Genomic DNA, 25,141 nt, shown 5'->3' with positions numbered 1-25,141 from the left:
GAAACTAGATGAGACTGGGCAGCCAAAGGGTCAGCGCCGGAATGAAGGTGATCAGCAGCAGCGATACCAAAAGCGCGGCAATGAACGGTAAGGTGGCGCGAACGGCGCGGGGAAACGAAATGTCCGCCACCCGCGCCAGAATGAACAGCACCAGCCCCACCGGCGGGGTCAAAAGCCCGATCATCAAATTGAGCACCATGATGATGCCGAACTGTACCGGGTCGACCCCGGCCTGCACGGCCAAAGGCAGCAATACCGGCGTCAAGATGGTGATCGCCGCCACGGTCTCCATGAAGCAGCCCACCACCAGCAGGATCAAATTGATCAGGATGAGAATGAGGATCGGGTTGTCGGCTACCGCCATGACGGCCCCGGCAAACGCGGTGGGTACGCCTTCACGGGTAAGTATCCAGGCAAAGATCGAGGACGCCGCCACGATCAACAGCACCACCGAGGTCATTTCGATGGTTTCACGAAAGACCGTAATGATCTGGCGCCAGCCGGCGCTGCGGTAGACGAGCGTGGCGAGTACCAGCACGTAGGCCACCGCGGCAATCGCGCTTTCCGTGGGCGTAAAGATGCCCAGCACGATGCCCCCGACGATGATCACCGGAATCAGCAGCGAAAGCGACGCGTGGAGAAAGCTCGCGATTAGCCGCTTCACCGAGAAGCGCTCCCCCACCGGGTAGCCGCGCCGATGCGAGATCACCGCGACCATGAGCATCAATAGCGCCGCGATCAAAAGCCCCGGCACGATACCGGCCACGAACAGCTGGCCGATCGACGCCCCGGCCACCACGCCATACACCACCAGCGGCAGCGAAGGCGGAATGATCGGCCCCACCGTCGAGGAAGCGCCGGTGATGCCCACGGCGAAATCCACGTCGTAGCCTTTATCGCGCATCGCCTTGATCTCGACGCCCCCGAGCCCGCCGGCATCGGCAATCGCCGCGCCGGACATACCGGCAAAAATCACCGATGCGCCCACATTGACGTGGCCAAGACCGCCCCGGGCCCAGCCCACCATCGAATCGGCGAAGCGAAAGATCCGCTCGGTCACACCGCACACGTTCATCAGGTTGCCGGCCAGAATGAAAAACGGCACGGCCAGCAGCGGGAAGCTATCCACCCCGCCGACCATGCGCTGAATCAGGATGATGTCCGGGATGCGGTCCGCGGCCAGCAGATACAAAAGCGACGACCCGGCCAGCGCCACCGCCACCGGTGCGCCCATCAACAAAAGCGTTGCCAGGCCAGCAAAGAGTAGAAGGATCATGGCTGTTTCTCCCCGCGCCAGCAGGTAATGCCCTGTCGCGCTAGCCGGTACGCCATCATCAGCATGGCGGCGGCCACGATGGTGTAGATCCAGCCTTTCGAGATGGGCAGGGTGCTCATACTGGAGTGCCAGACCCGCTGCCCCACCTGCCAGGCAAGCCAGGCCACGTAAGCAAAGAAAGCGGCGCTAAGCAGGTGATTGAACCCGCTTAGCCATCGCCGCGCCCGAACGGGCAGTACGAGCTCGAGGATTTCCACATAAATATGCCCCCGCCGGGAGGCCGCCCCCGCGGCGCCGATGAACACCAGCAGGACCAGCAGCATACGCGCGCCCTCTTCGGTCCACCCGATCGAGTGATTGAAAACGTAGCGCGACAGGAACTGCGCAAAGACCACCCCGCCCAGCAACATCAACACCCCCAGTGCGACATGGTCCTCGAACACCCACTTCTGAGCAGGCGCGACGGGCATGGGGTCGAGCGAAGACGCGGGGGCGCCTGGCTCGGCCACTGGCTCACAAGCGCGGTCTTTCGGGCGACTCATTACTCGATCGCCTCGAGCGTTTGCAACTGCTCGGCGCTCCAGCCTACGTCACTGGCGGTGAGCGAAGGGCGCACGCGCTCGGCAAAGGGTGCGCGGTCTACTTCGTGCACGTTCGTCCCGTTGTCCTCGAACCAGGAGACCAGCTCTTGTTCCTGCTGCTGAATATCCAGACTGCCCTGCTCCCCCGCTTCCCGGAAGACATCCCGGAAGATCGTCTGATCCTGTTCGGAAAGCTGTGACCAGGCGTCGCCGCTGATGATGATCGGCTGGCTATCGAAAATATGGCCGGTCAGGGAGATATCCGACTGCACCTCGTTGAACTTCATCGCCTCGATGATCGGTAGCGGGTTTTCCTGCCCGTCGACCACGCCCTGTTGAAGCGCTAAATACACCTCCGCAAAGGCAATGGGCGTTGGGTTAGCACCCACGGCCCGGGGAAACATGAGCAGCAGCGGCGCATCGGGTACGCGTATTTTCATCCCCTGCATGTCCTGCGGGGTCAGTACCGGTTTATTGGCGGTGACGTGGCGCTGGCCAAAGTAAATAAGCCCCAGCGGCACGTGCCCGGTCGCTTCTTCGTACCCCTGGGCGAGTTCCTGAAAGAGATCACTATGCGAGTACGCCAGCCAATGATCGAAATCTCTGAAAACGAAGGGTGCGCTGCCCAGCGCAATAGGCGGGTAAGCATTACCGGCAAAGGCGTTGCCGGTGTAGATGATATCGACCACGCCCAGGTCGAGGCCTTCGTTGAGCTCTACCTCATTGCCCAACTGCGACGAAGGGAATACCTCGACCGTGTGGCGGCCATCGCTGCGCTTTTCGATCTCCTCGGCCGCCCACTGCGCCCATTTATGATGGCTGTGGCTGGCTTCATAGATATGCCCGAAAACGAAATCATTGGCCTGGGCGCTAACCCCGAAAGAAAGCGCAAGAAGAAGTGTGGTGAGCTGGCGACGTGCACGCATTGTTATCTCCTTATTAGAAACGGTAACCAACACATGCAGTACACTTGGAATAGTAACTCCGCGCAATTTGTTTATTATTAAAGCCATAAAACAACATCAAACTACTGTTTTTATTTAATAAAAAAGCATTCAATGGGTCTGAATACATGACAACAAAGACCAAGGTCGAAAAGACCAAAGACTTATACGACGACATGCATCACTGGATATTGCGGGGGCAATATTTACGCGGATCAAAGCTACCCACGGAAGCCGAACTCTCGGTTCGTTACGCGCTTAGCCGAAGCGCGGTAAGAGAGGTCACAGCCCGCCTGAAAGCCGAAGGGCTGATCGCCTCGCGCCAAGGAGCGGGGCTATTCGTGGCGGCCCGGCCGACCACGGCGCTGGATGCCCCAAACTTCGTGGACAACCGCAGCGACCTGGAGGCACTGTTCGATTTTCGCCTGCTGATCGAGACCGAGTCGGCGGCGCTTGCCGCCCGCCACCAGCGTGTGGGCGATATCGCGCGTATAGACGAGAAAGCCCAGGCGCTTCGCGCGCTTTTTCGTAAAGGCAAACAAGGCACCCAGGAGGATTTCGACTTTCACCTGCAGGTCGCCCAGGCGTCGGGTAACAAATTCCTGCTAAGCTCGCTGCTCGCTCTGCAAACCAACGTCATTTTTGGCGCCACGTTCAATCAAAAAAGATCCGAAAGCGACCGAATCCTTCATTCGCAGCAAGTAACCGAAGAGCACGATGCCATCGTTTCGGCCATTCGGGGGCGGGAGGAGGCAGGCGCCCGCTACGCCATGCAGCGTCACATAACGGCGTCGCTGGCGCGTATTATGGTGTAAGGCCTGCCCATATTGACTACGCTCTTATTCCCGGACGTTGAATGATGCGTTCGTGCAAGGGCTTAATCCTGCAGCCCAAACGTTAATCCGAGCGTTTAAGCCAAGGGTGACGAGCGGCAAGGAAAGCCGCGATGCGCGTGCTTGCAATGCAGACTCAAGGAGAAACCTGCCATGATCGAAACAATCGAAGAGCTCGAGGCCATTAAACGGGTCTGCCAAAAGAAGGTGAAGCGCAGTTCGACCCTTTCCGCCGGGGCCGCCGTGATTCCCATTCCGGGGCTTGATATCGGCTCCGACGTGGCGATTCTGCTGCGCCTGATTCCCCAAATCAACGAGCAGTTCGGCCTGACCCCCGAGCAGATCGACGAACTCGATACCGAATCCAAGGTAATGATGATGACCGCGATTTCAAACGCGGGCAGCCAGATGGCCGGCAAGTACATCACCCGTACCCTGGTCATCAATTTGCTGCAGAAGATGGGCTTCAAGGTGGCCACCAAGGGCGTCTCGAAGTTCGTCCCGTTCATCGGCAGCGCCGTGGCGGGCAGTATCAGCTATACCGCCATGAAGTACATGGGCAACAAACATATCGAGGACTGCTACCGCATCGCCCACGAGACGCTGGACCAGCGCCGCCTGAGCGAGCGCGAGCCCATCGACATCACCCCGGCCCCGGTCGAGTCACGCAACGACGATTGAGGCCACCTCGATCACGGGGCAGGTTTAGAACCCCAGCGCTCGCCGGCGAAGCGGACGCAGCGCGAAAAACGCCAGCACCAGCAGCGCCGCCCACTCGAGCCCCGAGGGCAAAAGTTCCTGAACCTGCCCCGCTTGGCTAACCGGGTCGAACCCGGTCCGCGCCAGCACAATATCCACGCCCCAACCAATCAGCACCGTAACCACCAAAATGGCCGCCAGGTAGACCGCCAACGCCTGGCTACCCAGCTCACGGCGGAAAACGCCGAGCGTTGCCAGGCTGGTAATCGGGCCGGCCAGCAAGAAGACCAGCGCCATGCCCGGCGTGATGCCGGCCATTAAAAGCCCGGCCGCGATAGGCGTGGCCGCCGCCGCACATACGTAAAGCGGAATACCGATAATCGCCATCAAACCCAGCGCCAGGGGCCCGCCGGAAAACCGGGCGAGCGCCTCGGGCGAGACCCAAGTCATGAGCACGCCGGCCAGCAGAAACCCGGCAAATATCCAGACACTGAAGTCATCCAGCAAATCGCTGAACGCGTAGCGAAGCCCGGCTCGTAAGCCACCCGGCGGGTTGGCTTCTTTAGGCGCCGAGCCACACCCACCCGAGGCGCAGCAGCTCGAAACCGGCGCGGCGGGTGCGGCCCGCTCACCGGTCAGGCTGACCAGAATGCCTGTCACGATCGCAGTGACTAGCGCCCCCAGCACGCGTAAAAGCGCCATTAAAGGCCCCAGTAGCGCGCTGGTGAGAAAAATCGAATCCACGCCGACGCCGGGGGTGCTGATCAAAAACGACGTGGTGGGCCCGCGCCCGGCTCCACCGCGGTGAAGCGCCATCGCCGTGGGAATGGCGCCGCAGGAGCAAAGCGGTAGCGGCATGCCGATGATCGAAGCACGCAGAATGCTGCCAAGGCCCGAACCGCCCAGCCAGCGCATCAGCACGCGCTCGGAAAGCCAGGCCTTGACCAGCCCGGCCACGAACAGCCCCAGCAAAAGCCAAGGCGCCGCGCTTAGTGCAACGCTTAGCAAACTCGTCATCATCTCCATCGTCGTCTCCCGCTGGTGGACCGAGTAGATATGCACCAGGATAAACCCTGTAACCATTACAGGGTCAAGCCAATGAAACCGTCCTACCGTATCGGCGAAATCGCCAAAAAGACCGGCTGCTCACCGGAGAGTATCCGCCATTACGAAAAGCGCGGGCTCATCACGCCGCCTGCCCGAGGCGAGCAGGGCTACCGGCTTTACAGCCAGGCCTCCCTCGAGCGTATCAACTTTATTCGCCACGGCCGCCACTTGGGCCTCGACCTTTCTACCATTCAAGAATTGCTGGCGCTTTCCGACCAGCCAAATAACGACTGCGCCGCGGTGGATGCCATCGCCAGCCGCCACCTGGCGCAGTTGGAAGAGCGCATCAAGGCGCTCGAGTCCCTGGCAGGCGAGCTTCGCCAGGTGATCGGCCAGTGCCGCGGCGGCGACACCGCCCACTGCCAAATCATTCAAACGCTTTATCAGCAGTGATGAGAGAACCGCCGCCAAAAGCATTGCAGGAAAGCAAATACAAAGAGTTCTCATATGCATTTACATAAGACAATCGTTTTTATATGATCCAGCGTAGCCATAGATATAACGCCTTTTTATAAGGCATATAACGCTCGCTCAAGGGATCCTATGAAAACCGCACCTTTTGCCGTCCACACGGCGGTTTCGGCGCTAACCTGCGTAAGCCTGCTAGGCGCCGGTAGCGCCATGGCGCAAACCGATAACGACGTTCAGGCACTCGAAACCTTGACGGTGACGGGCACCAACCTCTACGAAAACGTTGGCTACACGCGTAGAAGCACCACCGCCGGCACGGGCCTGACGCTTAGCCAAAAAGAGCTGCCCCAGGCGATCAGCATCGTGACCGAGCAGCGCATTCGCGACCAAAACCTCGATTCCATCGAAGACGTGCTGGCCAATACCACCGGTATCGCCGCGCGCCCTATCGACAGCGAACGCGTCGGCTTTCACTCCCGCGGTTTTCGGATCAACAGCTACCAGTATGACGGGATCCCGACCCTCAACCGGGACAGCCGCTGGTATTTCGGCGAGGGCCGGCTCAATACGGCGATTTACGACCGCGTCGAAGTCATTCGCGGCGCCAACGGGCTGGTGACCGGCTCGGGCAACCCGGGGGCATCGGTCAACTTCGTACGCAAACGCGCCGATAGCCGTGAATTCGAAGGCTCGGTTTCCGGTACGCTGGGCAGTTGGGACAAGCGCGGTAGCACCGTGGATCTCACCACGCCGCTGAGCGCCTCGGGCGACGTGCGCGCCCGTTTTATCGGCGGCTATGAAGAGGGCGGCGCGCACCTGGACCGCCAGGACAAGCGCCGCACCTTCGGCTACGGGGTGGTCGACGCCGACGTCACCGACAACACGACACTTTCGCTGGGCTTCGATTATCAGGACAGCCACACCTCTTCGCCCACCTGGGGCGGGCTGCCGCTTTGGTACAGCGATGGCACCCCCACCGACTACTCGCGTTCGTTCAGCGTAGCGCCGGACTGGTCCTACTACGACTTCGAGTCGGAGAAAGTCTTCGCCGAGCTAAGCCACCGCTTCGCCAACGACTGGCAGGTGCGCGTGGTGGGCACCCATGAAGAGACCGACATGGACGGCAAACTGGCCTACCCCTACGTGGAAGGCACCCTGCCCGACCGGCTGGATGGCAGCGGCGTGTCCTTCTATACCGGCTGGAACCGCGGCCAGCGCGAAGTCGACTCCGTCGATGCCCAGGCAAGCGGGCCCTTCACCTTGCTGGGCCGCGAGCATGAGCTGGTCGTCGGCGCTAACTACAGCGAGCAAACCAACGACTACGAGAACACCTTCATCGACGGTTTCGAGGCCGATGATTTCAACCACTACAACGGGGCGGCGCCCAATGAAGGCTGGGCGCCCTTCGAGGCGTCCGAGGCGGCCAGCACGCGGCAAAAAGCCGTTTACACCGCCGCGCGCTTTTCACTGGCCGACCCGCTCACCCTGATTGCCGGGGCGCGCTACACCGAATGGAGCGGCATGACCCAAACCGCGCGCAGCGATGACAGCCAAAGCACCTACGAAGTCACCCCCTACGGCGGCCTGGTGTATGACTTCAACGACACCTACTCCGCGTTTGCAAGCTACACCGAAATCTTCGAGCCCCAGGATTTCCGCGACCCCGCCAGCACCTACCTGGACCCGGTAGTGGGCAAAAGTTACGAAACCGGCCTCAAGGCCGCCTGGTTCAACGGTTTGCTGAACGGCTCGGCCTCGATATTTCGCATCGAGCAGGACAACGTCGCCGCGGCCCTGCCCATGGCGCCGGGCCAAACCGAAACCTTCTACACCGGTGTGGACGGCGTGGTCAGCGAAGGCTTCGAAGTAGAGCTTAGCGGCGCGGTCACCGAGGACCTGGACATGACCCTAGGCTACTCCCACTTCACCGCCAAGGACGACGAAGACGTCCTCAACATCGACCAGCCGCGCTCTCTCTTCAACCTTTTCGCAAGCTACAGCGTTCCCCAACACCGGGAGCTGACCCTGGGCGGAGGCGTGAACTGGCAAAGCAGCCTGGTCGCCAACGGCCTGACCACCCCGGTGGGCCTGCCCAGCGAGTTCGAGCAGGGAAGCTACACCCTGACCAACCTGTTCGGGCGCTACCAGTTCACCTCGGACCTTAGCCTGCAGGTCAACCTGAAAAACCTCTTCGACGAGAAGTACTACAGCCACGTAGGCGGCTACGGCGTGTACGGCGAGCCGCGCAGCATCTCCTCCACGCTGCGCTACGACTTTTAGGCAAGCCACGTTACCCCGCGGCCGCCCGGGCACTGCTCGGGCGGCCTACGTATTCATGGGAGAGTCATGATGGACAAGCACCGCCGCCGCATGGGGCTTTCGCTGGTCGCCACGCTTGCGCTTTACGCCACCACCGCCGCCAACGCCCAGACTTACCCGCAGCAGATCGAACATGGCCTGGGCACCACGGTCATCGACGAAAAGCCCGAGCGCATCGCCACCATCGCCTGGGCCAATCACGAAGTACCGCTGGCGCTGGGTGTGGTGCCGGTCGGCTTTGCCGCCGCCAACTTCGGCGACCCGAGCGGCAATGGCCTGCTGCCCTGGGTCGAAGCGCGCCTGGATGAGCTTGGTGAGCCCGCCCCGGCGCTTTTTGACGAAGGCGATGGCATCGACTTCGAAGCCGTCGCCGCCAGCCGCCCGGACGTGATTCTGGCCGCCTACTCCGGGCTTAGTCAGCGCGATTACGACACGCTCAGCCACATCGCCCCGGTCGTGGCCTACCCGGATGGCCCTTGGGCGAGTAGCTGGCGCGAGATGATTCGTCTCAACAGCGCCGGCATGGGCATGAGCGAGGAAGGCGAGGCGCTCATCGAGGCGCTGGAAGCCCAAATCGCCGAGACTGCCGCGCGCTACCCAGCCCTTGCGGATACGACTGCGATGTTCGTCACCCACCTGGACCCGGGTAACCTGGGGCGTATCGCGTTTTACTCCGATAACGACGCCCGGGTGCAGTTCTTCCACGACCTTGGCCTTATCTCGCCCGGGGTGGTGCGCGAGCATTCGAACGCGGGGCAGTTTTCCGGTGAAATCAGCGCCGAGCTGATCGATGAGCTCGACGATGTCGACGTGCTGGTCACCTACGGCGGCGCCGAGCTAATGGAGGAGCTCGACGCCACCCCGCTCACCTCTCGGCTGTCGGCCGTCGAAAACGGTGCCGTCGTCATGCTGGATAATAGCCCTTTGGGCACCGCCGCCAACCCCACCCCTTTATCAATTGCCTGGGTACTGGATGACTATGCCGAGCTACTCGCCCGCGCCGCCCGCAAGGTACGCTAACAGCGCCACCTACGCGTTGCGCGAAAGCCGGCGCCACGTGGCCAGGCGGCTGATGGCCGGCGCGCTGCTGATGACGCTGCTAGTTCTGGCGGCCATGCTCTCGGTGGCCTTGGGCGCGCGAAGCGTGGGCCTTGCGGAAATCAGCGCCGCACTCAGCGCTCGCATCGACACCGTAGGGGACGCCGCCGTAGCCAGCCGGCTGCCGCGCACGCTTTTGGCGCTGCTGGCCGGGGCCGCGCTGGGCGTGGCTGGCGGCGTCATGCAGGGTGTGACGCGTAACCCGCTGGCGGACCCAGGCCTTTTAGGCGTGAACGCCGGCGCCGCGCTGGCGGTGGTCATCGGTATCGCGTGGTTCGACCTTCAAACGAGCCTGGGCTTCATTGCCTGCGCCTTGGCAGGCGCGGGCGTTGCCGCCGTGACGGTCTACACCATTGCAAGCCTGGGCCGGGGTGGTGCGACGCCGCTTCGCATGGCGCTGGCCGGCGCGGCCATCACCGCCGCGCTTACCTCGCTGACTACGGCGGTCATCCTGCCCCGCACCGATATCGCCGGGCTGGTACAGGCCTGGCTGGTGGGTGGTGTGGGCGGCGCGACCTACGCGCAACTACTCCCCGTTACGCCTTTTTTGCTGGGCGGTTTTGTCATCGCCCTAACGGCGGCGCGCAAGCTCAACCTGCTCGCGTTGGGGGACGATACCGCCGTCGGGCTTGGCGAAAGCGTTGCCAGAGCGCGAATGATGTCCGCCCTGGGGGCAGTGCTTTTGTGTGGCGCAACGACCGCGGTCTGCGGGCCCATCGGGTTTGTCGGGCTGGTCGTGCCGCATGCCTGCCGGCTGCTGGTGGGCGGCGATTACCGCTGGCTGCTGCCGTTTTCCGCCCTGGGCGGCGCAGCGCTGCTGACCCTTGCGGATGTCGCCGGGCGGCTGGTGGCTCACCCAGCGGAGCTCGATGCGGGTGTCGTAACCGCCTTTATCGGCGCGCCGGTGTTTATCTGGATCGTGCGTCACCGCAAGGTGGGCGCGCTATGAACACGACGGCCCCGCTGGCAGACACCTTGCGACGCACGCGCCGCGGCCAGGCCAAGCGCCGCGCGCGTATCCTGGGGCTTTTGGCCATCGCCCTGCTCGCCGGGGCGATGCTCACCCTGATGCTTGGCCAATCCTTTACGCCGCCGGCCACGGTGGCGCGCATTTTGACCGGCACCGACATACCGGGGGCAAGCTTCACCGTGCGCGAGCTGCGCCTGCCTCGGACACTGGCGTGTCTTCTGACCGGCGCCTGTTTCGGCCTTGGGGGCGTTGCCTTTCAAACCATGCTGCGCAATCCGCTGGCGAGCCCGGATATCATCGGTATCAGTACCGGCGCCAGCACCGGCGCGGTGTTCGCCATCGTCGTGCTCTCCTTGAGCGGGCCGGCGGTGTCGTTGATCGCGATTACCGCCGGGCTTGGCGTGGCACTGCTGATTTATCTACTCGCCTGGCGCGACGGGGTGACCGGCGCTCGGCTGATTCTGATCGGCATAGGGCTTGCCGCCATGCTGCAAAGCGTGACGGCGTATCTTTTGATGCAGGCGCCCAACTGGTCGCTTCAAGAAGCGCTTCGCTGGATCACCGGCAGTGTCAACGGCGTGGGACTGGACCAGACGCTTTCGCTTTTCATCGCGCTGTTGCTGATGGGCGGGCTACTCGTCAGCCGCCGGCGCGATCTGGAGACGTTGCGCCTGGGCGACGAGCTGGCCGCCGGGCTCGGCGTGCACCTGGCCGCTACGCGGATCATCGTGGTGCTCTGCGCCGTGGCGCTGGTGGCCTTTGCCACGGCGGTGTCCGGCCCCATCGCCTTCGTGGCGTTTCTCTCGGGGCCGATTGCGGCGCGGGTGGTCGGCCAAAACGGCTCGCTGCTGCTTCCCTCGGCATTGATCGGGGCGCTGCTGGTGCTTTTCAGCGACTACGCCGGGCAGTTTTTACTGCCCGCCCGCTACCCGGTGGGCATCGTCACCGGCGTGCTGGGCGCGCCTTATCTGGTGTATTTGATCATTCGCGACAACCAACGCAAAGGCGCCTTATGAGTGCAACCACGCTAATGGCCGAGGGGCTTTCGGCGGGCTATGGCGAGCGCCGCGTGCTCGAAGACGTGAGCCTCGCCGTGCAGGCGGGCCATACGAGTGCCATCGTGGGGGCCAACGCCTGCGGCAAGTCCACGCTCTTGCGCGCGCTTTCCCGGCTGATTACCCCACGCCGGGGCCGCGTCGTGCTCGACGGCGAGAGCATTCACCAACTGCAAAGCCGCCACCTGGCGCGAGAGCTCGGCTTTTTGCCGCAGTCGCCCATCGCACCGGAAGGCATCAGCGTGCTCGATCTGGTCAGCCGCGGCCGCCACCCGCATCAGGGGCTATTCAAGCGCTGGAGCCGCGTTGATGACGCCGCCGTGGCGGATGCGCTGGCCGCGACTCACCTCGTCGAGCTTGCCACCCGCGAGGTCGACGAGCTCTCTGGCGGCCAGCGCCAGCGGGTGTGGATCGCAATGGCGCTGGCCCAGCAAACGCGCGTGCTGCTGCTCGACGAGCCCACCACCTTTTTGGACATCAACCATCAAATCGACGTGCTGGATTTGCTCACCGACCTGAACCAGACCCGGGGCACCACCATCGTGATGGTACTGCACGAGCTGAACCTGGCCGCCCGCTACGCCGATACGCTCATCGCCATGGCCGGCGGGCGCGTCTACGCGGCCGGCACGCCAGAGGAGGTACTCACTGAGCAGATGGTATTCGACGTGTTTGGTCTGGAAAGCCGCGTGATCGACGACCCGGTGACCGGCAAACCAATGATGGTTCCGCTGGGGCGCCACGGCCGCGTGAAAACTGCTCGGCCCGGGCATTAAATGCAAAACGCCCTTCTCGACGGGCTCGAGAAGGGCGTTTATGAATCACGAAGGGCGCTGCGTTACTCCGGCTGGTAGGCCATTTCGATGATCGTCTCGCCGGACTGGTCGTAAATGGACACGTGCTCATGATACGGCACGAGGTTGGCCCAGCGCTCGAACTCCATCGGGCTCAAGTCCTCCGGCAACCCCTTCCCGAAGGTCACGCCTTCTGCCTCGTAGTCCAGCCGCGTAAAGCCGTCGAGCTGCTCTTCATAAAAGTCGGTGACCTCAGCAACGGAATCCTCGGACACCATCATGATCGTCGGCAGCGCATCTTCACCCAGGGTCCCGCCATCCATGCTGGGGATAACGCTTGGGTCGGTGAAATGGACCCGAACCTCGGCATCCGGGTAAAGCGGTAAGGTGGCGCCATCGCTCGTGGTGGTAGCGCCAGGCTGCATGAGCGCGATCTCGACCATCTGCTGCTGCATTTCGGCCATATCGTCAGGGTCGGATGGGTCCAGGGTCTGCGCGAAAGCAGGCACTGAGACAGCGACGCCCAGCATAACCAATGGCAGGCACTTTTTTAGCGGTTTAACGTTGTGCAGCACGGCTCAACACTCCTTATCGATAGTAAAACGACCACTTCGCAAGAGGCCCGTCAGGCTCATAGCAGAGCCCGCATAATGCTCTTCGAGGTGTTTGCCAAACGAAAAACCTCGAAGAACCTGGCCTTTGGATGGCTGCCACCGCAGGAGGTTCAAATTAAATTTAAGATTCTTCGATCAAGTGCCCAACCACTTACTCACTCATCTTGAGCTCTTTCACCACCGCGTCCAGGTGGCTCTGGTTGATCTCGGCCGGCGAATTGGCGCCGATCAGCGTCATGGTTACGCGCATGTCCGCAGCGATCAGTTCCAGTAGATGCGAAACGCCGGCCTCGCCCCGGGCGGCCAGGGCGTAAGCGTAGGCGCGGCCCAGCAGCACCCCCTTGGCGCCGAGGGCCAGCATGCGCACCACGTCAAGCCCGGAGCGCACGCCGGAGTCCGCCAGCACGGTCAGCTCGTCGCCCACTTCCTCGACGATGTGCGGCAGCGCCTGGGCGGTGGAGATCGCGCCGTCGAGCTGGCGGCCGCCGTGGTTGGAGACCACGATGCCATCAGCGCCCATGCGCTGGGCCTCGCGGGCGTCGTCTTTATCCAGCAGGCCCTTGATGATCAGCTTGCCCTTCCAGCTTTCGCGAATCCAGGCAAGCTCGTCCCAACTGATCGAGGGGTCGAAGTTCTTGGCCAGAAAGCCCATGTAGTCTTCCATGCCCATCTTGCGCCCGGTGTAAGCTTCGATGTTGCCAAACGAAAGCGGCTTGCCCTTAAGCCCCACATCATACGCCCACTGCGGGTGGGTAATCGCCTGGGCGTACTGGCGCAGTTTGGCGTTGGGCCCGGACATGCCCGAGCGGCGGTCGCGGTAGCGCGAGCCGGGCAGCGGCATGTCCACGGTGAACACCAGGGTTTTCATCCCCGCCTCCCAGGAGCGCTCCAAAGCGTTTTTCATGAAGCCGCGGTCTTTCAAGACGTAAAGCTGCGACCACTGCTCGCCGTGAGCCTCCCGGGCGACCTCTTCGATCGAGCAGACCGACACCGTCGAAAGCGTGTAGGGAATACCCGCTTTCTCGGCGGCGCGGGCCGCCTGTACTTCGCCGCGCCGGGCGTACAGGCCGGTGGCACCCACCGGGGCGAGGGCGACCGGCATCTTCCACTGGCTACCCAGAATATCGGTATCGAGGGTGGGCGTGCCGCCGCCTTTCAGCACGCGCTGGCGCAGCGGAATGCCCTGCAGCGCCTCGACGTTGCCGCGCAGCGTACTCTCGGTGACCGAGCCGCCGTCCAGGTAGTCGAAAAGAAAGCGGGGGATGCGCTGCTGGGCGGCTTGCCGGTAATCCGACGGGCTTGAAATGATCATGGAATCGCCTTAATTCTCGATACGGGAAACGGGGAAGCGTCCGTACATCCAACGCCTTACGCTACCGGTTAGCGTACCAAGTAAACCCGCTGGGCGAGCGCTCCCCGGCCCCCAACTTTAGTCTATGCCAGGCGCACTCGGGCGGCGTTCGCCTTGGCCACTTACCGGATGGGAGTGATCGGCGGTAGGCAGCGGCGTTGCCATTAGCGCGGCCACCCACTCGATGAACACGCGCAGCTTGGCGCTGACGTGGCGATTGGGTCGAAAGGCAACGAACATCGGCATGGGTTCTAAATGCCAGTCATCGAACAGGCGCACCAGCTCGCCACGAATGACGTGTTCGTAAGCCATGTAATCGGGCAGCCACACCACGCCTAGCCCGGCAAGCCCCGCCGCCAGTGCGGCGTTGCCATCGTCGACGGTTACCCTATAGCGCCCCTGAATATCGACGCGCTCTGCGCCGCGTTTGAGCGTGGGGGCGAAGGGCGCAAGGCCGCGCCACTTAAAGCCAATGAGATAGTGCGGTGAGACCGAAAGCCTTGCGGGATGTGAAGGCACACCGGTGTTTTCCAGGTAGCCCGGGGCTGCGTAAGCGCCCAGGTTCAGCTCACCCACCCGGCGGGCCACCAGCGAAAGATCGGCAAGCTCTGCGCCGCGTATGACGCAGTCCACGCTTTCATCGACCAGGTCCACCCGGCGGTCGCTTACGCCGATGTCGAGCTGAATATCCGGGTACTGCGCCCAAAACCGCGGTAGCGCGGGAATCAAAATCAGGCGGGCAAACGGGCTTGGCACATCGATTCTGAGCCGCCCGCGGGGCGCTACGGCCGCATTGGAGAGACTGGTTTCCGCATCATCCATATCCGCCAGCAACTTAACAACGCGCGCGTAGTAGGCCGCGCCGTCTGCGGTGGTATTCACCTTGCGCGTGGTGCGGTTTAAAAGCTTGACCCGCAGCCTTGCCTCCAGCTGTTGCACCAGCTGGGTCACACTGGTCTTGCTGATACCCAGCGTTTGCGCCGCCTGAGTGAAGCTGCCGGTCTCGACGACCCGAGCGAACGCCTGCATGGCGGTGAAACGGTCCATGGCGTTCAGACCCTCGTGATTGTTTGGAAAGAGCAAACAGTGTTGAACAGGATATCGCGTTTATCCAGTACCTGGGCAGGCTTAAAATGGCGCTATCAAGCGTACCGCTTGCCCATGAAGCTTCAATGGAGAGACCGCGATGGCACAACGCGATGTAGTGTTCCCCCAAAACCGGCAGGCCCTTTACGAACTCAACGGCTATAGCGCGGCCGTACGCGCCAATGGCTTTCTGTTTGTATCGGGCCAGGTCGGTAGCCGCGAAGACGGCTCGCCGGAGCCGGATTTTGCCGCTCAGGTGGAGCTCGCCTTCGATAACCTCAAGGGGGTGCTGGAAGCTGCCGGCGCGAGCTTTGACGATATCGTCGACGTGACCAGCTTTCATACCGACCCTGAAGCCCAGTTCGCTACCGTCATGGCCGCCAAGGCCCGGGCGTTTCCCGACAAGCCCTACCCGAACTGGACAGCGGTCGGCGTCAACTGGCTGGCGGGTTTCGATTTCGAAATCAAGGTCATTGCCACCCTGCCCACGTAACCCACAACCCGTCCTTGGCGATCGACTGCTAGAGTAAGGTGAGTGCTCAACGCCGAAAAGAGGACAGGATGATGCTTCCCAACCCCGAGACCCTTTATCTGGAGCGCGACGAGGCGGCCGGCTTTCCCAACTCGCCGTTGCCGGTGCTGATTTACCGCCAGGTGCTGCAAGCCGATGACCCCGAGCAGCGCGCCCGGGACTGCGAGGCCATGTTCGAACAAAACGGCTGGCCGCCGTCCTGGCGCTACCATCTGTATGATTTTCAGCACTTCCACACCAACGCCCACGAGGCGTTGGGCGTTTTTCGCGGCCACGCCCGGGCGCAACTGGGTGGGCCCAACGGGCCCGAGGTAACGCTCGAGGCCGGTGACGTGCTGGTGCTGCCCGCCGGTACCGGCCATGCCTGCCTGGCGGATAGCGACGGCTTTTGCATGGTCGGCGCCTACCCACCCAACCAGGCGCCGGACCTGGAACGGGGCGACCCGGCCCGGCTGGAGGTGGCCCAAAAGCGGATCGCCGCCGTGGCCTTGCCCGCCGGTGACCCCGTCGGCGGAACGCTGCCTACCCTTTGGAAGCCCACACGATAAGCCCGCTTTTGTCGAGGCCGGTGGTGGCAAAAATCTCAGCCCCTCTAGACGACTGGTCTAATGAAGGGTAGTCTAACGACTATGACCATGACACCAATCACCGGCGATGTCCGGCAACGCATTCTTACCACCGGCCAGAGCATCATTGGCGGCAAGGGGTTTGCGGCGGTGGGCCTCAATGAAATTCTCAAAGCCGCCGGCGTGCCCAAGGGCTCCTTTTACCACTACTTCGCCTCCAAGGAGGCGTTTGGCGAAGCGCTGCTGGAAGAGTACTTCGCAGGCTATCTCGCGCAGCTCGAAGAGCGCCTGGCCCAGCCCGGCTCGTCCAACGCTCAGCGGCTTTTGAGCTACTGGCATCACTGGCGCGATACCCAACGCTTCGATGCACCGAACAGCAAATGCCTGGCGGTCAAGCTGGCCGCGGAAGTGAGCGATCTCTCCGAGAACATGCGCCACGTACTCCAGCGCGGCACCGACGCCGTGATCGAGCGATTGGCGCTGGCTATCAACGCGGCTACGGCGGATAGTTCACTTGATTTGCCCACAAGCGTTCAGGGCGATGCGCAGGCGCTGGCCGCCACGCTTTATCACTTGTGGCTGGGCGCCAGCCTGCGCGCCAAAATCACGCGGGACGACGTACCGCTGGAGGCCGCCCTGAATGCCACCTACGCTTTATTAAATCAACGGCTTTATTCAACCGGCTAAACCAGCCTCAACCTGTAAAGGATTCAATGATGAATATTCTTTTGGTAGTGACTTCGCACGACCAGCTTGGCGATACCGGCAACAAAACCGGCTTCTGGCTGGAAGAGCTGGCGGCGCCCTACTACACCTTTCTGGACGCCGGCGCGACCCTGACCCTGGCCTCCCCGGCTGGCGGCCAGCCGCCGCTCGACCCCAACAGCAACGTGCCGGATGCCCAAACCGACGCCACCCACCGCTTCGAGGCCGACGACGAAGCGCAAAAGGCGCTGGCCAACACGCACAAACTGGCCGATGTCGACCTTTCCCAGTTCGACGGCGTGTTCTACCCCGGCGGCCACGGCCCGCTTTGGGACCTGGCCGAAAACGCGGACTCGATCAAGCTGATCGAAGACGCCATGGCTGCCCACAAGCCGGTGGCCACCGTATGCCACGCGCCGGGCGTACTGCGCCACGTTAAAGACAGCGACGGCAAGCCGCTCGTGGCGGGCCGTAAGGTGACCGGTTTCAGCAACAGTGAAGAAGACGCCGTGGGCCTGACCAACGTCGTGCCGTTTTTGGTCGAAGACATGCTCAAGCAGCACGGCGGTGAGTACAGCAAGGGCGACGACTGGGGCGTCTACGTGGTAGAAGACGGCCTGCTGATCACCGGCCAAAACCCGGGCTCTTCTGAAGCCACCGCTCAAGCGCTTTTGAAAAAGCTTTCCTAAGCGCCGGCTCACAAAAGGAGAATCGAATGTCCGCTTATGTCGTACTGATCCGTGAACGCACCCACGACGCCGATGAACTGGCCCGCTATGCGGAGAAAGCCCAGGCCGCCCGCGAAGGCCACGACCCGGAGCCGCTGGCGTTCTACGGTGACTTCGAGGTAATGGAAGGCAGCGACATGGAAGGCGCGGTGATTCTGCGCTTCCCGGATATGGACGCCGCCCGCGCCTGGTACCAAAGCCCCGCCTACCAGGCGGCGCGCAAGCACCGTTTTCAGGGCGCGGACTACCGGGTGCTGCTCGTCGATGGGCTCGAAGAGGCGTAAAACGCCGCAAGCCATGTAAAAAGCCACGTCAAAGGCCGTTCGCGCATCCGCGAACGGCCTTTTTACTTTCTGGCTTGTGAAGGTATTTAAATGGCCGCTTAACGCTCGCCGAGGGTGATCATGCCTTTCAAATACGGTGCTACCTGGCCCTTGATCACCACGCGTTCGCCTTGAACGGTGCAGCCAAGCTCGCCTTTTCTCGCGCCGCCCTGGCGGGCGGTTAGTAAGGGCTTACCCAGCCGTTCGGCCCAGTAAGGCGCCAGCGCGGTGTGCGCCGAGCCCGTGACCGGGTCTTCTTCCACGCCGACGTTGGGGCCAAACCAGCGGGAGACGAAATCCACGTCCTCCCCTTGACCGGTGACCGCCAGGCCCCGCCCGGGCAGCTTTTTCAGCAGCTGCATGTCCGGCTCGAGGGTTTCGATCGCCGCCGCGTCCCGCGCCACCGCCACGATATCATCGGCGATCAAAAGCGCTTCGAGTTCGATACCGCCAAGGGCAGCGACCACCTCATCATGACCATTGAAAGGCGCAAGCGTTTTGGCCGGAAAATCCATGGCAAGCGCCTGGCCTTCCCGGCGCACGATCAGCACGCCGCTGCGCGTCTCAAAATGAAGCACATCGCGCGTATCGCCCAGCTCGTTGAAAATCACCCAGGCGGCGGCCAGGGTCGCATGGCCGCATAGATCCACCTCGACGGAGGGGGTAAACCAGCGCAGGTGGTAGCCCGTCTCCAGCGGTACAACAAAAGCGGTTTCGGACAGGTTGTTCTCTGCGGCGATCGCTTGAAGCTCGCTGTCGTCGAGCCACGTATCCAGCGGGCATACCGCCGCCGGGTTGCCTTCGAAGGGCTTTGTGGCGAAGGCATCTACCTGATAAAGCGCAATCTGCATTCTTTCTCCGTTAGCGTGTGTCAGTGCGTGGGTAGGGCAAAAACTCGACCCGGTTACGGCCGTTGTCTTTCGCCCGGTAAAGCGCCTTGTCGGCCATGTTCAAAAGCCCCTCCCCGGTATTGGTACGCTGAACCGGGCAATTGGCGGGGTCAAGGCTGGCTATGCCAAGGCTGATCGTCACCCACCCCGAAGCCGTACCCGCGTTGGGGATATCGAGCGCACGTACCGCCTTGCACAGTTTTTCGCCTAGATGGCGAGCATGCTTTTCATTGATACCCGGCAGGATAAACACGAACTCTTCACCGCCAAAGCGGGCGACTAAATCGGAGGAGCGCGACACGGCGCCCTCCAAGACGCGGGCAATGCGCCGCAAGCAGTCATCCCCGGCGTTATGGCCGTAGTGGTCGTTGAACTGCTTGAAGTGGTCCACATCGCACATGATGATAGAGAGCGCGTTGGGCTTTCGCGTCAGCCTTCGCCACTCCCGTTTGAGCGTTTCGTGCATCGCCCGCCGGTTGGCAAGCCCGGTCAGCGGATCGGTGCTGCTAAGCGTGAGCAGCGCCTGATTGGTCAGCGTTAGCTCGTCTTCGGCCTGCTCGATCTGCTGTCGAAAAAGATACAGCAGTACGCCCAGCATCACCAAAACGCACGTCACGCTGACGCCATACATGATGTCGGTCCAGGGCGCGGGTATCGGCGTAAACGAGCGGCTTTCGAACACGAAATGCGCGATGACGTAAAGCGCGCCGCATCCTCCCATCATCACGCCGTAGGTTTGCCAGGTAAAGTGAGGAAACAAAAAAATCAGCACGCCCGCCAGCGCAAAATAATAAAGTGGCACCCCGGAGCTGGCCCCCAAAAAGGACGTCTTGATCAGCAGATACACGGCAAGCACAGCGACCAACATATTTCGGGCGTCGTTATACCGTCGCCGGTGGTTGAGGAACATGATGACAAGACAGCTCACGACGAACAGCGAGCTGATGATCAAAATGGGGAGATAAAAGGCGACTTCGTAAAAAATATAGAAGAGTTGGTACGGCAAGGTGGCCACGATGCAGAACAAACAGAGCTGGTTGCAAAGCTCTATCTGCCGGCGCAGCCGAATCGAATTGCCCGCCACTCCCGGCGACCAACACTTCATTACTACATCCAGCATGGGCTTAAGCTCCGTTGCGGCGTTCGACGACCCTTTACGGTTTTTTCGTTGCGCTCGGCGCTTGCGCGGCTCGTTAAAACGCGTTCAAAAAAACGTGGGATAAAGACTTAAAACAAGAGGCAACGGTAATGGGGAAGCAGCGACCGCCCGACACCGACAATCGCTCCCCGATCAGACTTTATCGGCCGGGCCCTGGGGTTCTTGATACCCGGCCGAGCAAATGAGCAGTGATGGGGACGACGCGAACAGAGATTACGTCGATAAAAATTACGTTTTGCGTCTGTCACTCGGTGGCGTGGGCCGCTCGGGCGAATGCTCGGCCTCTTGGCATGCCAAAAACGCGACCTGATCGCGGCCCTGGGCTTTGGCCTGGTAAAGCGCCTGATCCGCACAATTGAGCAGCTGCCTCTCGCTTATCGAGCGGGCCTTGCGACACGACGGGGCGATGCTGGAGACGCCTACGCTAATGGTCACCCGGCCAGCGTGCGTGTCGGCGTTTAAAATATTCAGGTCGCGAACCGCTTCGACGAGCTTCTCACCCAGATAACGAGCGCCTTGCTCATCGGTAAAGGGCAGCACGCAGGCGAACTCTTCACCGCCATAGCGCGCCACCAGGTCCGTCGGCCGGGCGAACGTAAGCTCGAGTGCTGCGGCAATCCGCTCCAGGCACTTGTCTCCCTCCCCGTGGCCGTAACGATCATTGAAGCGTTTGAAGTGGTCGATATCGCACATGATCAGGGAGAGCTCCCCCGCCTCAAACGCCAGCCTCGACCATTCCCGTTCGAGGGTTCTATCGAGCAGCCGCCGGTTCGCCAGCCCGGTCAAAGGGTCGGTATTACTCTGCACCTCGAGATGCTCGTTTTTGTGCGTCAGCTCATCTTCGGCACTGTCGATCTGCTGGCGCAACAGATACAAAAGCCCAGCCTGCAAAGACAGCACGCCTGCGACGCTAGCGACGTACATGACATCGACCCAAGGCGATGGCACCGGCGTGAGCGCCACCGACAGTGGAAACATGAAGTGAGCGGTAATGTAGAGCGCGCCGACCAGGGTCATCAGCACCAGGTAGGTAACGACCCGTAGCTGCTCGAACAGAAACACCAGAATCGACGCCAAACAAAAGTAGAAAAGGTGCACGCCGGCTTCAGCGCTAATGAAGAGCGTCACGACGAACAGCTGGATACACGCATTCACGACCAGCAACTTTCTAGCGCTTCTGTAGAATCGGCAATAGTTAAGCGGCAACACCGAAAGGTAGGCCACCATGAACAGTAGATTAGCCGTAAAGATGCCGCGATAGAAGCCGAGGTCGTAGCCAATATAGAACAGTTGATAAGGGATGGTGGCCAATGCGCCGAACAGGCCAAGCTGGTTACAAAGCTCTATTTGCCGGCGGACCCTGACGGGGTTTCCCTCCACGCCCAATGACCCAATCTTTTTTACCGTAATTAGCATTGGCCAGCCCTTGGTGCAGCGTTTAAAGACAATAACCCGCCCGGCAGGCCACGTCCACCGAATGCCTTCGCCGCAATCAGCGCCCTCGAAACTCCGTTATCCAATGCTTTTGGCGCGTGTCGCCGTCGCCTTCTCTGCCAACCGATACGCCGATTACAAAAGAGCAGACGACGGCTTTGCCGATCAAGAAAACACCCTGGCCCCCAACAAGGGGCCGATGGCCACTAGCAGCTTGAATTACCGCTCGGCATCCAGAAAATCGAAATGCAGCGCCTGGGCGGAGCGCTCCGGGAACCCGGTCCAGTAGGTGTGCTCGGGGGTCGGCTCGCCCTCTTCCATGCGCCATACGCCGTCGTTGGAGGACGGCACGAGGTCCAGATACGCCGACATGGCCTCTTCGTCTTTCAGGTACTGGCCAAGCCAGGCCGTCACGAAATGCGCCGACACGTTGTTCATCCGCACGCTATCCCAAACGAAATCGGTGTAGTGCATGGCCAGGTTGAAGCCCACCGCCTCGCTCTCTACCCAGGCTTCTTTTGGCGCGGGCATCGGCGCGCCGACATTGTGGTTGGCGCCTTCGAAGATCAACAGGCCCCGCTCGACGCCTTCTGCGTTTTGCCATGCCGGTAAAACGCCGTCTTCATAACCGACGGTGTCATCGTTCGAGCCGCCCACGAAGAGCGTAGGCACGTTCAGCCCTTTCATCGTTTCTTCATCGAAGAAGCCCGAGGAGTAACCGGCCGGGGCAAACACGACGGCGGTCTTGATGCGCGGGTCGAAACGTTCCTGAAAAGCCGCGGTATCGAAGCGGTACTGCTCGAGGGTGCCGGCGGGCGCGTGCCACGTGCCGTCGTGCGCCTCAACCGCCTGCGCCGTGAGCCCGACCCCGGCGGACACCAGCGTGCCGTAAGCCCCCATGGAGTAGCCGACCAGCGCGGTATGGTCGTCATCGACCAGGCCGTTCAGAAAGCTCTCCGGCGCCTGGCCGAGCCGGGCGATCTCATCGAGCACGAACGTCTGATCATTTGAGCGGTTCACCAGCGCCGACGCGAAGGAGCTCAAGGTGCTGTAGGTGGTGTCCGTATGGTCGATCGAGACGACCACGTACCCCTTGGAGGCGAGGTTCTCGGCAAGCGGAGAAAGCAAAAAGCGGTTGCCCGGATAGCCGTGGGATACGATCACCAGCGGGTACGGCGCATCCGTTTGAGCCGGCGGCGCGTCCCGCATCCCCTGGCCCTGGAGTTCGACCCGCGTCTTGCCATCGCGCAGGTACGCCTCGAGCGTGGTGCTCCCCTCGGCGTCATCGCTTGCCGGGTACCACACCTCGACCGGCAGCGAGCGGTCGTAGCGCGGCATCTCGTCCGTTGATGTCGCGTCCTCGGCCACGTTGGCGATATCGATCTGATCCTCGTGGACCAGCGCCAGCTCGCGCACGCCCACCGGGTACTCGCCATAGGCCGCCAGTTCCGGGGCATCCGGGCGCACCGTATCGATGCGGTTTTCCGCCATCGCCGGTGCCGCCATGACCGTTAGCAGCATAGAGCCTGCTACCCACCTGCCATTCGCCTTCATACACGCCTCCTCAACGCTGGTTTGGTTAATCGAGTGGCCCGAGCCACAAAGCCTCGAGCCCACTCAACCCTACCACCGCGGGTAAACGATTACCCTGCTACCGAAGTTGAAGGTGGCGCAGCGTCATGCCCGTCTCGTTCATCGACTGGCTTTCTGAAGGTTGAGGGATCGGGTCATTCAGCAATGGACACATTGACCGATCTTTATATCAAACCCGCTACCGAGTCGCGCTGCTGAGTGATTTCGCCAAGCCACTGCTGGCCTAGCGGGTTCAAGGGCCGCTTTTTGGGCCAGAAAGCAATCAGGTTGCGCTGACGGGTGGGCGATAAAGGCAGTGCGGTCACGCCCGCCGCGGGCCTGTTGCTCAGGGCCAGCCGGGGTACCAGGCTGACGCCTACTTCCCCCGCTACCATCTGTAGCAGGGTGTGGGTATCCCGCACCCAAAAATCCACCGTGAAGGTTTCACGCTCTTGCTGGGTACTCACGAACAACTGCTGAATCAACGCCTCGCACCCGCCGGAGGACATTACCAGCGGGTAGCGGGCAAGCTCGGTTAACGTGACGCGGGCTTGCTGGCCAAGCGGGTGCTGAGCGGGCACTACGGCCACGATTTCATCGTGCTTCAGCCGTTGCCAGTCGAAGTGTTCACGCCAGTAATCAAGGTCGAGCTGCGTGACGTCCGTGGTGATCCCCACATCCACCACGCCGCTTTCCACCCACTCTTTGATCTCCTCCTCCACGCCTTCGAGTACCAGGCTGATAGCTTCCGGATAGCGGCCCGAAAAGCGGGAGAGCGTCGGCGAGAGCCACCCCTTCAGCGCGCTGGGAATGGCCCCTATGGCAAGACGTTCATGTGCCTGGTGGTGAAAGGTGGAGACCTGCTGGTTTAGCACCTGAAGCTCGTTAAGCACTTTTCGGGCACTGCTCAGAACGACCTCGCCGAGTGCCGTTGGCGCCAAACCGCCCTCGCATTTTGAAAAGAGCGGGCCGCCCGCGTGTTTTTCCAGCGCGCTTAGCGCGTGGCTGATGCCGGGTTGGCTAATACCCAGGCGCGCGGCGGCGCGGGTATATGCGCCTTCTTCGGCCACGGCCACCAGCGCCCGAAGCTGGGCAAGGGAGATATCGGCCCCTTTCATCATCACCTCTCCTTATGGCGGGCATGAGCACGACGAATTTTCCGCCGCCGGTTACGCCTTTTATGCTGGGTTTCCTACTGATCATCCTCATCTGGAAACCGCATGTCTATCGCCCTGGCACTTTGCGCCATGCTGCTACTCGGCAGTACGCACTTTATCAACGGCCTACTCGCGCGCTATTTCCCGCCGTTCAATATCGGTTTTTACACCCACCTGGGCGGCGCACTTCTGGGGCTGGCGGCGGCGGCGCTTTTCGCCACCTGGGAGCCGGCCACGTTTAAATGGGCGGCCCTGGCAGGCGCGGGCTCGGCCCTTGGCGCGCTGCTGCTTTATAGAGGGCTTGCCCAAGCGCCCTTCGCGACCGTGGTACCGGTCAGCGCCGTGTCGATGGTGATCATCGCCTTAGGGCTTTCGCTGGTGTTTCTGGGCGAGCGGCCCAATGCCTGGGTGTGGCTGGGCGTCGTCATCGCCCTGCCCGGGATTTGGCTCACCGCCGGCGGCGGGCGGCTTGCCCATACGACACACCCTTTCGCTCATCGAGGCCTGCTTTTTGGGTTGGGCGCCGGCGCCGGGTTCGCGCTGCAACTGCATTTTCTGGGGCTCATACCCGAACCCGCCGCGCTTTACGGTATTGGGCTCTGCATGCTCAGCGGCGCGCTCTGCCTGCTGCCGTTTTACCGGCACGTTCATCAGGCGCCAAGACGCTTGCCCCTGCTTGCCACCCTGGCCGGCGGCATCAGCGCGCTGGGGCTGGTGCTCTATACGCTCTCCCGAGAGGGGCAGCTTGCGGTGATCAGCATCGTGATCGTTTCGATGTATCCGCTGATTCCCGTCGTGCTGGGCTCGCTGGTACGCCGCGAGGCGGTGAGCGCGGCGGCGATGGCGGGGATTGGATTGTCTTTATTGGCGACGGTGTTGGTGATGGCGGGAGCCGGTTAGTTAAGCAGCCATGGTTTGAAAGCGCCCGAGCCATCAC

At 61.9% G+C, this 25,141-nt stretch carries 26 protein-coding genes; 14 read left to right on the top strand and 12 right to left on the bottom strand.

Going from position 1 to position 25,141, the window contains the following annotated elements:
- Positions 1-4: 4 nt before the first annotated feature.
- From ACWHXT_RS03830 to ACWHXT_RS03820, 3 genes are read right to left on the bottom strand one after another with little or no spacing between them, the layout of a single operon-like run.
- Entirely contained in the window at positions 5-1,276 is a 1,272-nt protein-coding gene (locus ACWHXT_RS03830) for a TRAP transporter large permease (RefSeq protein ID WP_447957305.1), read from the bottom strand.
- Positions 1,273-1,818: a TRAP transporter small permease gene (locus tag ACWHXT_RS03825; RefSeq protein ID WP_447957304.1), complete on the bottom strand. Its 546-nt coding sequence runs from the start codon at positions 1,816-1,818 to the stop codon at positions 1,273-1,275. Before ACWHXT_RS03825 ends, ACWHXT_RS03830 begins: the two co-directional genes overlap by 4 nt.
- Positions 1,818-2,783 carry a sialic acid TRAP transporter substrate-binding protein SiaP gene (locus ACWHXT_RS03820; protein WP_447957303.1) on the bottom strand — a complete coding sequence of 322 codons (966 nt, stop codon included), beginning with the start codon at positions 2,781-2,783 and terminating at the stop codon, positions 1,818-1,820. Before ACWHXT_RS03820 ends, ACWHXT_RS03825 begins: the two co-directional genes overlap by 1 nt.
- Before the next feature lie 146 nt (positions 2,784-2,929).
- On the opposite strand from ACWHXT_RS03820, the gene ACWHXT_RS03815 reads away from it, so the two are divergent.
- Positions 2,930-3,616, top strand: coding sequence for a FadR/GntR family transcriptional regulator (locus ACWHXT_RS03815; RefSeq protein ID WP_447957302.1), 687 nt, complete (start codon positions 2,930-2,932; stop codon positions 3,614-3,616).
- A 171-nt stretch (positions 3,617-3,787) separates the two neighbouring features.
- On the top strand, positions 3,788-4,315 hold the full coding sequence (locus ACWHXT_RS03810) for a hypothetical protein (protein ID WP_447957301.1): 528 nt from the start codon (positions 3,788-3,790) through the stop codon (positions 4,313-4,315).
- A gap of 24 nt (positions 4,316-4,339) precedes the next feature.
- On the opposite strand, the gene ACWHXT_RS03805 is transcribed toward ACWHXT_RS03810, so the two are convergent.
- On the bottom strand, positions 4,340-5,359 hold the full coding sequence (locus tag ACWHXT_RS03805) for an SO_0444 family Cu/Zn efflux transporter (RefSeq protein WP_447957300.1): 1,020 nt from the start codon (positions 5,357-5,359) through the stop codon (positions 4,340-4,342).
- A 72-nt stretch (positions 5,360-5,431) separates the two neighbouring features.
- Between ACWHXT_RS03805 and ACWHXT_RS03800 the strand changes: the two genes are divergently transcribed.
- From ACWHXT_RS03800 to ACWHXT_RS03775, 6 genes are all read left to right on the top strand, one after another.
- Positions 5,432-5,833 carry a MerR family transcriptional regulator gene (locus ACWHXT_RS03800; protein WP_447928151.1) on the top strand — a complete coding sequence of 134 codons (402 nt, stop codon included), beginning with the start codon at positions 5,432-5,434 and terminating at the stop codon, positions 5,831-5,833.
- A 150-nt stretch (positions 5,834-5,983) separates the two neighbouring features.
- Complete coding sequence (fhuE, locus tag ACWHXT_RS03795; protein WP_447928150.1) at positions 5,984-8,131, top strand: ferric-rhodotorulic acid/ferric-coprogen receptor FhuE; 2,148 nt, start codon at positions 5,984-5,986, stop codon at positions 8,129-8,131.
- Positions 8,132-8,197: 66 nt separating this feature from the next.
- Positions 8,198-9,190, top strand: a complete 993-nt coding sequence (locus ACWHXT_RS03790) for an iron-siderophore ABC transporter substrate-binding protein (protein WP_447957299.1) — start codon at positions 8,198-8,200, stop codon at positions 9,188-9,190.
- Entirely contained in the window at positions 9,144-10,217 is a 1,074-nt protein-coding gene (locus ACWHXT_RS03785) for a FecCD family ABC transporter permease (RefSeq protein ID WP_447957298.1), read from the top strand. Before ACWHXT_RS03790 ends, ACWHXT_RS03785 begins: the two co-directional genes overlap by 47 nt.
- On the top strand, positions 10,214-11,254 hold the full coding sequence (locus tag ACWHXT_RS03780; protein ID WP_447957297.1) for a FecCD family ABC transporter permease: 1,041 nt from the start codon (positions 10,214-10,216) through the stop codon (positions 11,252-11,254). The genes ACWHXT_RS03785 and ACWHXT_RS03780 overlap by 4 nt, the downstream gene beginning before the upstream one ends.
- Positions 11,251-12,069, top strand: a complete 819-nt coding sequence (locus ACWHXT_RS03775; protein WP_447957296.1) for an ABC transporter ATP-binding protein — start codon at positions 11,251-11,253, stop codon at positions 12,067-12,069. Before ACWHXT_RS03780 ends, ACWHXT_RS03775 begins: the two co-directional genes overlap by 4 nt.
- 62 nt (positions 12,070-12,131) lie before the next feature.
- Here the strand turns inward: ACWHXT_RS03775 and ACWHXT_RS03770 are convergent, their stop codons facing one another.
- From ACWHXT_RS03770 to ACWHXT_RS03760, 3 genes are all read right to left on the bottom strand, one after another.
- The gene (locus ACWHXT_RS03770; protein ID WP_447957295.1) at positions 12,132-12,662 is read right to left on the bottom strand and encodes a hypothetical protein; all 531 of its coding nucleotides are present in this window, start codon (positions 12,660-12,662) and stop codon (positions 12,132-12,134) included.
- A gap of 190 nt (positions 12,663-12,852) precedes the next feature.
- Positions 12,853-14,013, bottom strand: coding sequence for an FMN-dependent L-lactate dehydrogenase LldD (lldD, locus tag ACWHXT_RS03765; protein ID WP_447928144.1), 1,161 nt, complete (start codon positions 14,011-14,013; stop codon positions 12,853-12,855).
- A 117-nt stretch (positions 14,014-14,130) separates the two neighbouring features.
- Positions 14,131-15,099, bottom strand: a complete 969-nt coding sequence (locus ACWHXT_RS03760) for a LysR family transcriptional regulator (RefSeq protein ID WP_447957294.1) — start codon at positions 15,097-15,099, stop codon at positions 14,131-14,133.
- A gap of 139 nt (positions 15,100-15,238) precedes the next feature.
- Between ACWHXT_RS03760 and ACWHXT_RS03755 the strand changes: the two genes are divergently transcribed.
- The 5 genes from ACWHXT_RS03755 (at position 15,239) to ACWHXT_RS03735 (ending at position 17,953) form a co-directional block, all read left to right on the top strand.
- Positions 15,239-15,631 carry a RidA family protein gene (locus tag ACWHXT_RS03755; RefSeq protein WP_447895264.1) on the top strand — a complete coding sequence of 131 codons (393 nt, stop codon included), beginning with the start codon at positions 15,239-15,241 and terminating at the stop codon, positions 15,629-15,631.
- Between the two features lie 68 nt (positions 15,632-15,699).
- Complete coding sequence (locus ACWHXT_RS03750) at positions 15,700-16,218, top strand: cupin domain-containing protein (protein WP_447957293.1); 519 nt, start codon at positions 15,700-15,702, stop codon at positions 16,216-16,218.
- Between the two features lie 87 nt (positions 16,219-16,305).
- Entirely contained in the window at positions 16,306-16,923 is a 618-nt protein-coding gene (locus tag ACWHXT_RS03745) for a TetR/AcrR family transcriptional regulator (RefSeq protein WP_447957292.1), read from the top strand.
- Positions 16,924-16,952: 29 nt separating this feature from the next.
- A complete protein-coding gene (locus tag ACWHXT_RS03740) occupies positions 16,953-17,630 on the top strand; it encodes a type 1 glutamine amidotransferase domain-containing protein (protein ID WP_447957291.1) in 678 nt (225 codons plus the stop codon).
- 26 nt (positions 17,631-17,656) lie between these two features.
- Positions 17,657-17,953 carry a DUF1330 domain-containing protein gene (locus ACWHXT_RS03735; RefSeq protein ID WP_447895261.1) on the top strand — a complete coding sequence of 99 codons (297 nt, stop codon included), beginning with the start codon at positions 17,657-17,659 and terminating at the stop codon, positions 17,951-17,953.
- 98 nt (positions 17,954-18,051) lie between these two features.
- Here ACWHXT_RS03735 and ACWHXT_RS03730 read toward each other — a convergent pair whose 3' ends face one another.
- The 5 genes from ACWHXT_RS03730 to ACWHXT_RS03710 all read right to left on the bottom strand — a co-directional run bounded on the left by ACWHXT_RS03730 (position 18,052) and on the right by ACWHXT_RS03710 (position 24,168).
- Positions 18,052-18,843, bottom strand: coding sequence for a PhzF family phenazine biosynthesis protein (locus ACWHXT_RS03730; RefSeq protein ID WP_447957290.1), 792 nt, complete (start codon positions 18,841-18,843; stop codon positions 18,052-18,054).
- A gap of 10 nt (positions 18,844-18,853) precedes the next feature.
- Entirely contained in the window at positions 18,854-20,002 is a 1,149-nt protein-coding gene (locus tag ACWHXT_RS03725; RefSeq protein ID WP_447957289.1) for a GGDEF domain-containing protein, read from the bottom strand.
- A 267-nt stretch (positions 20,003-20,269) separates the two neighbouring features.
- On the bottom strand, positions 20,270-21,421 hold the full coding sequence (locus tag ACWHXT_RS03720) for a GGDEF domain-containing protein (protein ID WP_447957288.1): 1,152 nt from the start codon (positions 21,419-21,421) through the stop codon (positions 20,270-20,272).
- A 273-nt stretch (positions 21,422-21,694) separates the two neighbouring features.
- Positions 21,695-23,029, bottom strand: a complete 1,335-nt coding sequence (locus ACWHXT_RS03715; RefSeq protein ID WP_447957287.1) for an alpha/beta hydrolase family protein — start codon at positions 23,027-23,029, stop codon at positions 21,695-21,697.
- Between the two features lie 203 nt (positions 23,030-23,232).
- Complete coding sequence (locus ACWHXT_RS03710) at positions 23,233-24,168, bottom strand: LysR family transcriptional regulator (protein ID WP_447957286.1); 936 nt, start codon at positions 24,166-24,168, stop codon at positions 23,233-23,235.
- A gap of 99 nt (positions 24,169-24,267) precedes the next feature.
- Here ACWHXT_RS03710 and ACWHXT_RS03705 point away from each other — a divergent pair, with 99 nt between their 5' ends.
- Positions 24,268-25,104, top strand: a complete 837-nt coding sequence (locus ACWHXT_RS03705) for an EamA family transporter (protein WP_447957285.1) — start codon at positions 24,268-24,270, stop codon at positions 25,102-25,104.
- Positions 25,105-25,141 lie beyond the last annotated feature (37 nt).

It is taken from the genome of Vreelandella halophytica, assembly GCF_968193635.1.
The sequence above is the reverse complement of the archived record's forward strand: the minus strand, read 5'-3'. Positions and strand labels throughout refer to the sequence as shown.